General features: G+C 65.6%; 11 protein-coding genes and 1 tRNA gene. 5 read left to right on the top strand and 7 right to left on the bottom strand.

Features of this window, described 5'->3' with window-relative positions:
- The first annotated feature begins 141 nt into the window (after positions 1-141).
- Positions 142-708: a thioesterase family protein gene (locus IHV25_RS07365; RefSeq protein ID WP_192534477.1), complete on the top strand. Its 567-nt coding sequence runs from the start codon at positions 142-144 to the stop codon at positions 706-708.
- Positions 709-881: 173 nt separating this feature from the next.
- On the opposite strand, the gene IHV25_RS07360 is transcribed toward IHV25_RS07365, so the two are convergent.
- The 5 genes from IHV25_RS07360 to purM form a co-directional block, all read right to left on the bottom strand.
- Positions 882-1,643: a Bax inhibitor-1/YccA family protein gene (locus IHV25_RS07360; protein WP_192534476.1), complete on the bottom strand. Its 762-nt coding sequence runs from the start codon at positions 1,641-1,643 to the stop codon at positions 882-884.
- A gap of 109 nt (positions 1,644-1,752) precedes the next feature.
- Positions 1,753-2,145 (bottom strand): Mov34/MPN/PAD-1 family protein, encoded by a 393-nt coding sequence (locus IHV25_RS07355; RefSeq protein WP_192534475.1) that lies wholly within the window; start codon positions 2,143-2,145, stop codon positions 1,753-1,755.
- On the bottom strand, positions 2,142-2,951 hold the full coding sequence (locus IHV25_RS07350) for a HesA/MoeB/ThiF family protein (RefSeq protein WP_192534474.1): 810 nt from the start codon (positions 2,949-2,951) through the stop codon (positions 2,142-2,144). The genes IHV25_RS07355 and IHV25_RS07350 overlap by 4 nt, the downstream gene beginning before the upstream one ends.
- Positions 2,938-3,678 (bottom strand): phosphoribosylglycinamide formyltransferase, encoded by a 741-nt coding sequence (purN, locus tag IHV25_RS07345; protein ID WP_192534473.1) that lies wholly within the window; start codon positions 3,676-3,678, stop codon positions 2,938-2,940. Before purN ends, IHV25_RS07350 begins: the two co-directional genes overlap by 14 nt.
- A 20-nt stretch (positions 3,679-3,698) precedes the next feature.
- The gene (gene purM, locus IHV25_RS07340) at positions 3,699-4,793 is read right to left on the bottom strand and encodes a phosphoribosylformylglycinamidine cyclo-ligase (RefSeq protein ID WP_338048608.1); all 1,095 of its coding nucleotides are present in this window, start codon (positions 4,791-4,793) and stop codon (positions 3,699-3,701) included.
- A 165-nt stretch (positions 4,794-4,958) separates the two neighbouring features.
- Here purM and IHV25_RS07335 point away from each other — a divergent pair, with 165 nt between their 5' ends.
- Positions 4,959-6,437 carry a DUF2066 domain-containing protein gene (locus tag IHV25_RS07335; RefSeq protein ID WP_192534472.1) on the top strand — a complete coding sequence of 493 codons (1,479 nt, stop codon included), beginning with the start codon at positions 4,959-4,961 and terminating at the stop codon, positions 6,435-6,437.
- 158 nt (positions 6,438-6,595) lie between these two features.
- On the opposite strand, the gene arsB is transcribed toward IHV25_RS07335, so the two are convergent.
- Both arsB and IHV25_RS07325 read right to left on the bottom strand, forming a co-directional pair.
- Positions 6,596-7,723: an ACR3 family arsenite efflux transporter gene (gene arsB, locus IHV25_RS07330; protein WP_192534471.1), complete on the bottom strand. Its 1,128-nt coding sequence runs from the start codon at positions 7,721-7,723 to the stop codon at positions 6,596-6,598.
- A 472-nt stretch (positions 7,724-8,195) separates the two neighbouring features.
- Positions 8,196-9,350 carry a pentapeptide repeat-containing protein gene (locus tag IHV25_RS07325; protein ID WP_192534470.1) on the bottom strand — a complete coding sequence of 385 codons (1,155 nt, stop codon included), beginning with the start codon at positions 9,348-9,350 and terminating at the stop codon, positions 8,196-8,198.
- Between the two features lie 292 nt (positions 9,351-9,642).
- Here IHV25_RS07325 and IHV25_RS07320 point away from each other — a divergent pair.
- From IHV25_RS07320 to cysT, 3 genes are all read left to right on the top strand, one after another.
- Positions 9,643-9,717: transfer RNA gene (locus tag IHV25_RS07320), tRNA-Val, on the top strand.
- A gap of 241 nt (positions 9,718-9,958) precedes the next feature.
- Positions 9,959-11,056 carry a sulfate ABC transporter substrate-binding protein gene (locus IHV25_RS07315; RefSeq protein ID WP_192534469.1) on the top strand — a complete coding sequence of 366 codons (1,098 nt, stop codon included), beginning with the start codon at positions 9,959-9,961 and terminating at the stop codon, positions 11,054-11,056.
- A 3-nt stretch (positions 11,057-11,059) separates the two neighbouring features.
- Positions 11,060-11,935 carry a sulfate ABC transporter permease subunit CysT gene (gene cysT, locus IHV25_RS07310; protein WP_192534468.1) on the top strand — a complete coding sequence of 292 codons (876 nt, stop codon included), beginning with the start codon at positions 11,060-11,062 and terminating at the stop codon, positions 11,933-11,935.
- Positions 11,936-11,939: the final 4 nt, after the last annotated feature.

The following is an 11,939-nucleotide window of genomic DNA, read 5'->3' as shown; positions in this document are numbered from 1 at the left end:
CCGGCCCGCCCGGCCTGACCACCCCCTGCGGGCGCCCGTTCCCGGTCCATCCGGCGCGGACGCCCGCAGCGCCGTTTCATCCGCATGGGAGGCCCCGGCCCGCCGCCGCCCTGTCCCATGCCCAGTTTCGGGGAGACCCCCATGAATCTTCTGTTTCGCCTGATGCGGGTTTTTCTCGTGTCGCGCTTTGTCCGAAAGCGAACCTTTCTCGAGACCGCCATCCTGTCCTTCCGGGTCTGGCCAACGGATCTGGACATCAACGCCCACATGACCAACTCGCGCTACTACTCCTTCATGGACCTGGGGCGGATTGATCATGTCCTGCGCACACAGGTGGGGGACTACGTCCTGAAACACCGCCTGAACTTCATTGTCGGCGGCGGCATGACCCGGCACCGCCACGCCATGAACCCGTTCCAGAAGTTCACCCTCCACAGCCAGATTCTGGGCTGGGACGCCCGGTGGTTCTACATGGAGCACCGCATGAAGTCCGAGGACGGAAAGGAGCTGTGCGTCTCGTTCTTCCGCAGCGCCTTTCTGCGCAAGGGGCGGATCGTTCCGCCCGCCGAGCTTCTGGAGCTGTCGGGCCTTGACCTGTCCTCGCCTGCCCTGCCCGACTGGATCGCCGAGTGGAACGATGTGGACCGCAAGGCGGCCGAGTACGTGCCCCCGTCGCCCGCCACACCGGCTGTGCGCGAGGCCGCCTGATCCCCGACCGGAACACGCGCGGCCCGGCACCGCTCGCGGCCCGGGCCCCCATAAAAAAACGGACCGCACCGCGCTGTCATGGCGGGTGAACGGTCCGTTTTCCGTTGGGCCCCCGTGGTGGGGGGCCCCGGACAGAAAACCGGCCCCGCGCGGCGGGGCCGGTGTGCCTGCACTCAGCGATCCTGACCGATCAGCTGCATCAGGTTCTGCAAGATCGCAACAAAGGCAATGTAGAGGGTCAGCGCGCTCCACACGGCGATCTTGTTCAGGTAGGCCGTGCCCTGGGCCTCGTAGTACTCGAAGCGCATGTCCTGGGTCTTCCAGGCCACAATGCCGCCGAACAGCAGGATCGAGACAAAGGACAGCGCCGCCACGAAGAAGCTGGAGCCCCAGCCCAGCACCCAGGCCATGATCATGTAGGCGATGGACACAAGCACCAGACCCCAGATGGCCATGAACAGGAACTTGCCCAGACCCGAGAGATCACGCTTGGTCGTGTAGCCGTAGATCGACAGACCCGCGAACGCGGCCGCGGTCAGGAAGAACGCCAGAACCGCGCTCTCGGTCGTGTAGCGCAGGAGCAAAATGGCGAGCCCCGCTCCGTCCACCGCCACAAAGAGCCAGTAGAAGATCTGGGTGGCCGAGACACTCCAGCGGTTCACCATGAAGTTGGCGAGCAGGATCATGCCCAGCGGCGCGAACACAAGAACCATGCCCGGAGGGGTGATCCCCACGAGCCGTCCGTTCATGACGATAAAGAACAGGTCACGAAGCGCCGGCGTGTACGCCACAAGAACCGCCATGATCCCCGACAGCGCAAGCCCCGAGGCCATGTAGTTGTACACACTCAACATATAGGAACGAAGACCCGCGTCGTAACGGGCCTCCACGCCTGTCCGCGTCCGGTACGCGGTTCCCTGATCATGGATTGCCATTCTTTTCCCTCTGACGTTTTTTCAAGGACTGGAGAAAATTCACACACCCTAGGATATGCGATCCGTACAAGAGCACGCAATAATCCGGACACATTAATAATTTGAAGGATCAGACCACAACAAGGGGACGTTCCCCGCGGTATTCCGGCTCGAACAGGCGCAGCCTGGGCTCGGGATCCACAAGGGAGACAATCATCTGGAGATGGGGAACACCCCGGGCCAGCTCCCGGTCCTCCAGGGAGGGGACCGCATCCGTGTGCGGGTGGCTGTGGTAGATGGCCACCAGGTCCAGCCCCCGCGCCCGCAGGAGGCGGGCGCTGTCGAACTGCTCCCGGGGGTCCAGACGGAACCGGTCCGGCGAGGCAAGGGCGTTGGTCAGGGGAAGGACAAGGCACACATCACCACCGGCCGCTCCCAGAAGACCGCAGGCCTCCTGGGGAGCCCGGGCCCGGACATCCGCAAGAAGGGTCCGGATCACAGAGGAGCGGAAGGTGATGCTCACATGCGGTAGACCTCGGCCTCGAGGGATGTGATGGTCGGGGTGCAGCCGCACACCGGACAGGCCGGATTGCGCTGGAGGCGGATCTTCCGGGTGGTCATGTCGAGGGCATCGATCACAAGCAGGGCATCGGTCAGCGGCTGGCCCACCCCGGTGATCCACTTCACGGCCTCGATGGCCTGGACCGTCCCCAGCATCCCCGCAAGCGGACCCAGAACGCCGGAGCGCAGGGCCGTGTCCACCACGCCCGGAGGGGGAAGGCTCTCGAACACACAGCGGTAGCACGTCGTGGACCGGGGCTTCACCACCATGGCCTGGCCGGTGTAGGCCACCACGCCCGCATGGGCCAGGGGACGCCCGCCCAGGACACAGGCGTCGTTGACCAGGAACTTGGCCTCGACGCTGTCGGTGGCATCAATCACGAAATCATATTCGCTGATAATGTCGAAGATGGTGTCCGGCGTGACAAAGGCCGGATGGATGTTGACCCTCACCCCGGGGTTCAGGGCTTTCAGCCGGTCGAGGGCGGACCCGGTCTTCGGCCGTCCGATATCCGCCGTGGTGTGCAGGATCTGGCGCTGGAGGTTGGAGACATCCACCACATCGCCATCCGCGATGCCCAAAGTCCCCACGCCGGACGCCGCCAGGTAGAAGGCGGCCGGTCCGCCCAGCCCCCCGGCCCCGATAATCAGAACCCGGGCGCGGGACAGGCGCTCCTGTCCCTCGGACCCGATACCGGCCAGGCGCAGCTGACGGTCATACCGTGCCAGGGGATCGCCTTCGCCGGTGCCCCCGTCAGACGGTGCCATGGGATGAGCCCTTCTGAGCCCAGCGCGCCGGATCGGGACGCATGGTCCCGGTTTGCGGGTTGAAGCGGGAGATGTCCGGATTGATGACCGCGGCTCCCGGGACCACAGCCCCCTTCATGATGACCTTCTCCCCCACCACCTGGACGCGGCCCTCGGAGACAAGGGCCAGGGCCTCGGAGTACAGCTGGTGCTCCAGCTGCAGCACCCGGCTTCCCAGGGTCTCGGGAGTGTCGGTGGGGCGCACGGGCACCACCGCCTGCATCAGGATCGGCCCCCCGTCCACCACGGGGCGCACCAGATGGACCGTGCAGCCGTGGAAGAGAACGCCGGCCTCGATCGCGCGCTTGTGGGTGTCGAGCCCGGGGAACGAGGGCAGAAGCGAGGGGTGAATGTTCAAAAGCCGGTTGTGCCAGCGATTGACGAACTCGGCGCTCAGGATCCGCATGAAGCCCGCGAGACAGACGATCTCGGTCTCCGCCTCCTCCAGACACGCCTGCAGCGTGTTCTCGAACGAGGTCTTCGTGGGATGGAGGCGGTGGTCCACCACCGCCGTCTGGATCCCGAGGGAACTGGCGATCTCCAGCCCCGGAGCCTCGGGATCGTTGGACACGACAAGGACGATCCGGGCCGGATAGCCCGGATCCATGGCCGCATTCGCCAGAGCCTCCATATTCGAGCCCCGGCCACTTATCAGGATGGCCACCCGTTTTTTTTGTGGGTTCGTCATGGCTTGGTTCCTTTTTTTTCCTAAACGAACAGAGTGCCGAGCGCGTCGACGACAACCGGCTCGTCGCCGGCCTCCCTCGGCGCGATGTGACCCAGATCGAAAACGGTCTCGCCCTCGTTTTCGAGCAGGCTCCGGGCCTCGGCAACCCGATCCTCAGGAACAACAACAATCATGCCGGCCCCGCAGTTGAAGGTGCGGAGCATTTCGGTCGCGGCAATTCCGCCTTCCTGCGCCAGCCAGCGGAACACCGGGGGCATCGGCCAGGAGGGGGCCGTAATGTGCGCGGAGCAGGTGTCCGGAAGGACACGCGGGATGTTCTCCCAGAAACCGCCGCCCGTGATGTGGGCGAAGGCGCGGGCCAGTCCGGCCCGGTGCAGGGCAAGGCACGAGCGCACATAGATGCGGGTGGGCTCGAGCAGGGCGGCCGCCAGGGTCTTTTCGGGCTCGAACGGGGCCGGGTCGCTCCAGGCGAGGCCCGTGCGCTCGACCACCTTGCGCACCAGGGAGAACCCGTTGGAGTGCACGCCGGAGCTGGCCAGTCCCAGAATGCGGTCCCCCGGGCTCACCTGCCTGCCGGACAGAAGCGCGTCACGCTCCACCGCGCCAACGGAAAAGCCCGCGAGGTCATAGTCACCCTCGGCGTACAGGCCGGGCATCTCGGCGGTCTCGCCGCCCACCAGCGCGCAGCCGGCAAGGGTGCAGCCCCGGGCAATGCCCTCGACCACCGAACGGGCCGTCGCCACATCAAGGCGACCGGTCGCGTAGTAGTCCAGGAAGAACAGGGGCTCGGCTCCCTGAACCACCAGATCGTTCACACACATCGCCACCAGGTCCACGCCCACGCCACCGTGGATCCCCGACTCGAGGGCGATTTTCAGCTTGGTTCCCACCCCGTCGGTGGAGCTGACCAGAAGCGGGTCGCGGTAGCCCGCGGCCTTGAGATCGAACACGGCCCCAAAGCCCCCCAGGGACGCATCGGCACCGCTTCGGGCTGTCGCTGCGGTCAGGGGCTTGATGGCCTGAACCAGCGCATTGCCGCTGTCGATATCGACACCGGCGTCCTTGTAGGTCAGACCCGAGGAGCCCGACCCGGAAAAATAACCTGAATTAGAAATGACAGCCTCACTTGTGACGGTGTAAACCTCAGGGGATGTGCCGGACCGGCTGGCAGGGCGCCACCCTGTTCCTTCTACCGACTGACAATAGCGCACCTCTCGTTTTTTTAAAATCCCGTCTGTCCGGATTGGCGGGGGATTTTCACGCAAGCCAGGAAACGACCGATGCTGAGTTCACCACGTTGCCGCCTGACGGCCCTTTTTGCGGGGCTCGCGGTGCTGCTCCTGTCCGGGCTCCTGCCCGGGAGCGGGGCACTCGCGCAGAGCAGCGGGGTCTACACCTCGCCGCCCGTACCGATCGAGGCCAAGTCCGACAGCCCCGCCCGGGCCCGGCAGGCCGCCCTCGACCAGGGACAGGCGAAGGCGCTTCAGGCGCTTCTTGAGTCCCTCACGGCCCCGCAGGACCATGCCCGCCTGCCCCGCATTGACGCCGCCCGCGCCGGTGCCCTGATCCGGGACTTCTCCATCGCGGACGAGCGCACCACGGCCAACAGCTATATGGCGACCCTGACGGCGCGCTTCGACACCGCCACGGTGAACACCATCTTGAATGCGGCGGGCGTCCCCTACTCCCTCCCCAGGACCGAGCCGGTTCTTGTGGTCCCGGTCTACAGCCCCTCGCAGGGGAGTTCCTCGGTTCTCCTGTGGGAGGACACGAACCCCTGGGCCCAGGAGTGGACCAAACGCACCGCGCAGCCGGGAGGCCAGGTGCCGGTGGTCCTGGCGCTGGGAGACGTGGAGGATCTGGACCTTCTGAGTGCCCGCACGGCCGCCGATGCGGTCCGCACCCGCACGGCGCCTCAGGACGCGGTGCGGGAACTGGCGCTTCGCAACGGGGCTCCGGACGCGGTGGTGGTCCTGGCCGAGGGCACGCCCGAGACCGGCCTTGAGGTCACTCCGATGGGCGTGGGCGTGTTCGAGCGCCTTGCGCCGTTTTCCGTTCCCCCGCGCCCGGACGCGTTTGACTACGCGATCAGCCGCGTTCGCTCCGAGCTCGACGACAGCTGGAAATCCCAGGGGCGCCCGGCGGACGGCGGCTACGGCTCCCCCGGCAGCGCCGGGAGCTGGACGGGCGCCAGCGCCGGTGCCGGTGCGGGAGCGCCCGGCGGATCCGGAGCGTATCCCGCCGAGGCGGGAGCGGACCCCTCCACCCTTCCCCCGGGCTGGATGAGAAGCGGACCCGAGGGCGCCCAGGGCGGCTACGGGACCGTTGATCCGGCCACGGGACAGCCCGGCGCCTGGGACCAGGCCGGTGACACCGCCCCCTGGGCGGGCGCCCCCCTGACCGTGATAGCCCGGTTCGACACGCTCAACGACTGGGTCAGCATCCGCAAGCGCCTCCAGGGGCTGCCCGGGGTCTCGGAGATGACCCTCCAGGCCGTCTCCCGCAACCAGGCCCAGATGAGCCTGCGGTTCGGCGGCGATCCGGACCGCTTGCGGGCCATCCTGGCCACCCGGGGACTGGATCTCTCCCGGGGCGACGATGTCTGGTACGTGGACTCCACAGGCCCGGGCAGGCCGCCCGACATGGACGGCTTCGGAACGCCGCCGGCAGCGGGCTACCCGGGCGCACCGGCCAACCCGGGACTGGACACGGGCCCCAGCAGCGAGGCGGCCCGTCCGGGCCAGCCGTTCCTGCCCTAGGGCAACCAAACACCTGCACCCAATAAAGTGGGGGGGCGCCAGACAGCGCCCCCTTTTCTTTCGCCCGGCCCCCTGCGGCACAGGACGGGGCGCACCCGGGCATCACGACGGGCCCGGGCCTGACGCTCCGACACCCGGGGGCCAGCCGGGCGGGTGCGTCACCCGTTTCCGGATCCCCCTTTCCGGGAGGCCGCGGAAAGAAACCCGGTTCCCGCGGGCGGCCACCTGCGGGCCAGCCGCAGGGCAACACTCACCAGCAAGACCAGGACCGGCACCTCGACCAGGGGCCCGATCACCGTCGTGAAGGCAACCGGCGAGGCCAGCCCGAACGAGGCCACGGCCACAGCAATGGCCAGCTCGAAATTGTTCCCCGCGGCGGTGAACGCGATGGCCGTGGTGCGCGGACAGTCAACTCCGCCAAGCCGCCCCAGAAAAAAGCTGACAAAAAACTGGATGACAAAATACAGGGCAAGAGGGACCGCGATCCTCAGCGCGTCCAGGGGCAGGCGAACCACGTCGGCGCCCTTGAGGCTGAACATGGCCACGATGGTGAACAGGAGCGCCACAAGCGTGATCCGGCTGATCCGCGGCAGGAACGCCGTCTCGTACCAGACCTCGCCCTTGCGGCGGATCAGGATCCTGCGGGTCAGGAAGCCCGCCAGAAACGGAATTCCCAGGTAGATCAGAACCGCTTCCGTAATCGTCCAGAAGCCCACGTCAATCACCTGGCCGTGCAGCCCGAACACCGGCGGCAGGACCGAAAGGAAAAACCAGGCGTAGGTCGAGAAGAACAGGATCTGGAAGAGCGAGTTCAGGGCCACAAGCCCCGCCACATACTGGTTGTCGCCCCGCGCCAGCTGGTTCCAGACCAGGACCATGGCGATGCAGCGGGCAAGACCGATCAGAATCAGGCCCGTCATGTACTCCGGCTGGTCCCTCAGGAACAAAACAGCAAGGCCGAACATCAGCACCGGCCCCACAATCCAGTTCTGCACCAAAGAGAGCGCCAGAACCCGCCGGTCGGCGAACACCTCGGGGAGGGTCTCGTAGCGCACCCGGGCCAGCGGAGGGTACATCATCAAAATCAGGCCGATGGCGATGGGAATGTTGGTCGTGCCAACGGAAAAGGAATTGAGCGCATCGGGCAGGCCATGAAAAACCGTGCCCAGCGTGACGCCCAGCGCCATGGCCGCGAAAATCCAGACCGTGAGAAAGCGGTCCAGAAACGACAGGCGGGCGGGAGGATCCGTCACGGCGGATGGGGTTGGGGAAATCGTCCGGGTCATCGGAATGTCCAGTTCAGCACAGCGCGCGGGCGCCTGACACCCGCGAGGGATTCCGCCCCACCCGGCTGCCGGATGCCGGAACACACGGCCGGGCGCGGGGCCTGCCAATCCTGTTGCCCGCCAGGGTGCACGCCGGAAGGAACGCGGCGTTGCAGGCCGGAGGACAGAGGATGTCCCCTCATCACGGTGATGGACCAGAGCACCGGAGGCCTCTCCGGGCCAAACGCATGGGGGACAGGAAAAAACGCGCCGCCGTCCGTTGCGGGGAAGAGCACCGCAGGGGAGCGGGGGCTTCGGCTTTTTCGTCACTTCAATAATACAACGTTCGTTGAAGCGTTTGTCAAGGGAGGGGCGGAAAATTCCTGACCGTCGGGGATGGGCACGCCTGCACAAAGGCCGGCCCGTGCCGGACAGGGCGCGGAAGACAGCAAGCGGGTGCCCGGGAGCGGCAGACCTCCCGGCCGCCCGCGATTCACCGCCGGTCAGGGTTCCGTTGTTTATCGACCCCCGCACCCATCCGCGATGGCTTCGTGACTGGCCCCAAGGTCTGGAACAGAATGGCCAGGCGAGTTACGAGGATGGCCAGCATGAAGTAGCCTGCCATCAGGTTCAGAGAGACCACTGCCATGCCCCAGCCGCTGGGCTCCCCCTCAGGACTGACGGCCACATTGATGTTGCTGAAACCCAGCGTGACCATGGTGGACGCTGCGAAGGACAGCATCTGCCAGAAATTGGCGACCTCCAGATCGAACCCGGCCCCGCCGAACAGCCTGCTAAAGTGAAAGAGCCAGTCAACCCGATCCGTGGGCAGCGGCTTGCTGCCAATCATCAGCCACTCGGGGAACAGGGTGTACAGCCCGGCAAACGTAACGATCAGCAGGGCAAAAACCCCGAGCACACGCCTTGTTGAATACCCGTAATCCGACAGCCACCAGAACAGGCGCACGGGTGACGTGGTCAGTTTCCGTTGCCATGTATCTCCATACCACTCGATCCAGGAGAGCCGGCGGATATTGCGCTCCAGAAACGCCCGGATCCCGGGCTCAACATTCACAGACACCAACGATGTGTTCGAAAAATTCGTCCGCTCATCGACTGCGCACTTGAACATACGTGTCTCATGGCTCAACCACGCAGTCGAAAAATCAGCACCCTGCAGCATCGACTTCTTAAAAGCTGCCGTTTCGCAACGGGTGCCTCTAAAAACCGAATCCCGGCAATCGGACACATAAAATTCAACAAAACTGCATGATGCGTTATGTAAATTAATAAACCTTAAATTGCATGAAAAGAAAACGGAATAATCACATTCTGACCATTTAAATCCAGATTTAAATAACGAACAAAAAGTAAATTTAGCATATTCTATATTAGAAAAATTAAAACAGGCATCCTCTAAAACTGTGTTGTAAAAATATGCCCCCTCACAATAGGCACTGTCGAAATTCGCTTCCTTCATGAAAAACCCTGTAAATTTTGCCCCCTGGAGCCGCACCTCCTCGTTCGGATTGGCGCGGCGCCACTCGTTCCACTCCGTCATATCTTGCCTGGCCGAGCACCGCTGGAGCATCCGGTACTGCTCGATGTTGCACCAGTGCCCTATGATCTTTTCCGGAATGTCCGCCATGGTTCCCCCTGCACCCTCTGCCCAGTATCCGGACGCTCCCCGCCGGGAAACGCTGCACGAAACTCCAGTGAACCCGGCACCCGAACACCACTCCGGCAACCATAATCCATAGGACACCCACCCCGCACCCCTAGAGTGCCAGAACCAACACACCTCACCCCCACCCCGCCCCCTCCACCCGGTTTCGGAGCCGCCCGTTTTCCCCCTTTTTCCGGCGGTTTTGAAAAAAAAGACGAAAACGAAAAAAAGGCCTTGCACCCGACCGCGTCAGGGGCTAAAAACCGCCTCGACCGGGCGCGTAGCTCAGCGGGAGAGCACTACGTTGACATCGTAGGGGTCACTGGTTCAATCCCAGTCGCGCCCACCATCGGGGTCTCAAGGCTAAACCTTGAGACCCCGTTTTCTTTTCCGGCCCGGACCGGGAAAATGCCCCTGCAGCCCTACCGGCTGTTGCGGGGGCTTGCATGATCCAGCCCATCTCTGGTCTTATGGATTTCCGGACGGGCAGGACACGGAACACCCCCCTGACATCACCGGCGACCCCCGCACAGACGGGAGCGCGGCGCCCCGTCCCGGAACCGGGAGTCCTGGACAGGGAGAGATCGACCATGCCTCATTTGCGCGCGCTGCGGCCCGGAAGGGCCCCGCTGCTGTGGTCGGCCGCACCGGCGTTCACACGGGCGCTGACAGTCGCGCTGGCAGTGGCGCTGACGGCAGCCTTGGCGCTGGCCCCGTCACCGGCCCGGGCGGCGGCTCCGGAGCAGACCCTTCTCAACGTCTCCTACGACCCGACCCGGGAGTTCTACCGCCAGATCAACGCGGCCTTTGCCGCCGCCTGGAGCCAGAAAACCGGGCAGAAAGTGACAATCCGCCAGTCCCACGGGGGCTCGGGCGCCCAGGCCCGCGCCGTGATCGAGGGCCTGAAGGCCGATGTGGTCACCCTGGCCCTGGCCGCCGATATCGACACCATCGCCACCCATGCCGGGCTGCTGCCCGAAACCTGGCAGTCCCTGCTGCCGGACAACTCGGCGCCCTACACCTCGACCATTGTCTTTCTGGTCCGCTCCGGGAACCCGAAGGGCATCCGCTCCTGGGGCGACCTGGCCCGGGAGGGACTCGAGGTCATCACCCCGAATCCCAAGACCTCGGGAGCCGCGCGCTGGAGCTACCTGGCCGCCTGGGCCTGGGCCTCGAGGGCCCACCCGGACACCCCGGAAGCCGTTCTCGACTACATGAGGGCCCTGTTTCGCAACGTCCCTGTCCTGGCGTCGGGCGCTCGCGGCGCCACGACCACCTTCACCCGCCAGGGCATCGGCGACGTGCTCCTGACCTGGGAGAACGAGGCCTTCCTTGCCCTGAACGAGCTGGGCCGCGGGCAGTTCGAGATCGTGGTGCCGGACCTGAGCATCCTGGCCGAGCCGCCGGTAGCCGTGGTCGAGGCCAACGCACAGGCAAGGGGCACCGGGGCCCTGGCCCGCGCCTACCTGGAGTTTCTGTATTCCCCCGAGGGCCAGGCCCTGGCCGCACGCCACGGCTACCGCCCCCGGCACATGGAGTTCGCCGCCCCCGAGGACCGCGCCCGGTTCCGGGACCTGGAGCTGGTCACCATCGCGGATCCCGTGTTCGGCGGCTGGCCCCGGGCCCAGAAAGAGCACTTCGCAACCGGGGGCGTTTTCGACCGCATTTACGAACCGGGGCCCCGCTGACCCATGGCACACCTTTTTTCGGCTGGGAAACGGTTTCGTGTGCTTCCGGGCTTCGGCCTGACCCTGGGGCTGTCCCTGTCGTACCTCGGGTTTCTGGTGCTGGTTCCGCTGGCGGCCGTGTTCCTGAAGGCCTCCGGGCTGGGCCTGTCGGGCATCTGGGACCTGGCCACGGCGCCGCGGACCCTGGCGGCCCTGAAGGTGTCGTTCGGAACCTCTCTGTGCGCCGCGTTCGTGAACACCGTCGCCGGGACGACCACCGCCTGGGTGCTGGTCCGCTACCCCTTCCCCGGACGCCGCTTTCTGGACGCCATGGTGGACCTGCCCTTCGCCCTGCCCACGGCGGTGGCGGGGCTGGCGCTGGCGACTCTGTACGCGCCGAGCGGATTCCCGGGCTCCCTGTTTGCCTCGGGCAGCACCCTGGGGAGCCTGTTCCCGGGCGGAGAGCTGAAGATCGCCTACGCCTGGCCGGGAATTGTGGTGGCCCTTGTGTTTATCGGCCTGCCCTTTGTGGTGCGCACCGTGCAGCCCGTCCTGGAGGATCTGGACCGGGAGCAGGAGGAAGCCGCCGCCACTCTGGGCGCCGGTCGCCTGCGGGTTTTCACCCGGGTGATCCTGCCCGTGCTGCTGCCCGCCATGCTGACGGGCTTTGCGCTCGCCTTCGCCCGGGCGCTGGGAGAGTACGGCTCGGTGATCTTCATCGCCGGGAACCGCCCGTTCCAGACGGAAATCGCCCCCCTTCTGATCGTGACCCATCTGGAGCAGCCGGACTACCCGGCCGCCACCGCCCTGGCTGTGGTGATGCTGGTGATGGCCTTTGCCATGATGCTCGCGATCAACCTTCTCCAGGCGTGGACGCGCAAGCGTCTCGGTCACCCGTGAGGCC

It is taken from the genome of Phaeovibrio sulfidiphilus, assembly GCF_014861485.1.
GTDB classification, from domain to species: domain Bacteria; phylum Pseudomonadota; class Alphaproteobacteria; order Rhodospirillales; family Rhodospirillaceae; genus Phaeovibrio; species Phaeovibrio sulfidiphilus.
Note: the sequence above shows the minus strand (reverse complement) of the source record. Positions and strands in the feature narration are given on the sequence as shown.

Excerpts from the sequence above, each read along its gene's own strand:
- IHV25_RS07365 (WP_192534477.1), top strand. The coding sequence starts at position 142 with ATGAATCTTCTGTTTCGCCTGATGCGGGTTTTTCTCGTGTCGCGCTTT.
- IHV25_RS07360 (WP_192534476.1), bottom strand. The coding sequence starts at position 1,643 with ATGGCAATCCATGATCAGGGAACCGCGTACCGGACGCGGACAGGCGTG.
- IHV25_RS07350 (WP_192534474.1), bottom strand. The coding sequence starts at position 2,951 with ATGGCACCGTCTGACGGGGGCACCGGCGAAGGCGATCCCCTGGCACGG.
- purN (WP_192534473.1), bottom strand. The coding sequence starts at position 3,678 with ATGACGAACCCACAAAAAAAACGGGTGGCCATCCTGATAAGTGGCCGG.
- IHV25_RS07335 (WP_192534472.1), top strand. The coding sequence starts at position 4,959 with ATGCTGAGTTCACCACGTTGCCGCCTGACGGCCCTTTTTGCGGGGCTC.
- arsB (WP_192534471.1), bottom strand. The coding sequence starts at position 7,723 with ATGACCCGGACGATTTCCCCAACCCCATCCGCCGTGACGGATCCTCCC.
- IHV25_RS07325 (WP_192534470.1), bottom strand. The coding sequence starts at position 9,350 with ATGGCGGACATTCCGGAAAAGATCATAGGGCACTGGTGCAACATCGAG.
- IHV25_RS07315 (WP_192534469.1), top strand. The coding sequence starts at position 9,959 with ATGCCTCATTTGCGCGCGCTGCGGCCCGGAAGGGCCCCGCTGCTGTGG.
- cysT (WP_192534468.1), top strand. The coding sequence starts at position 11,060 with ATGGCACACCTTTTTTCGGCTGGGAAACGGTTTCGTGTGCTTCCGGGC.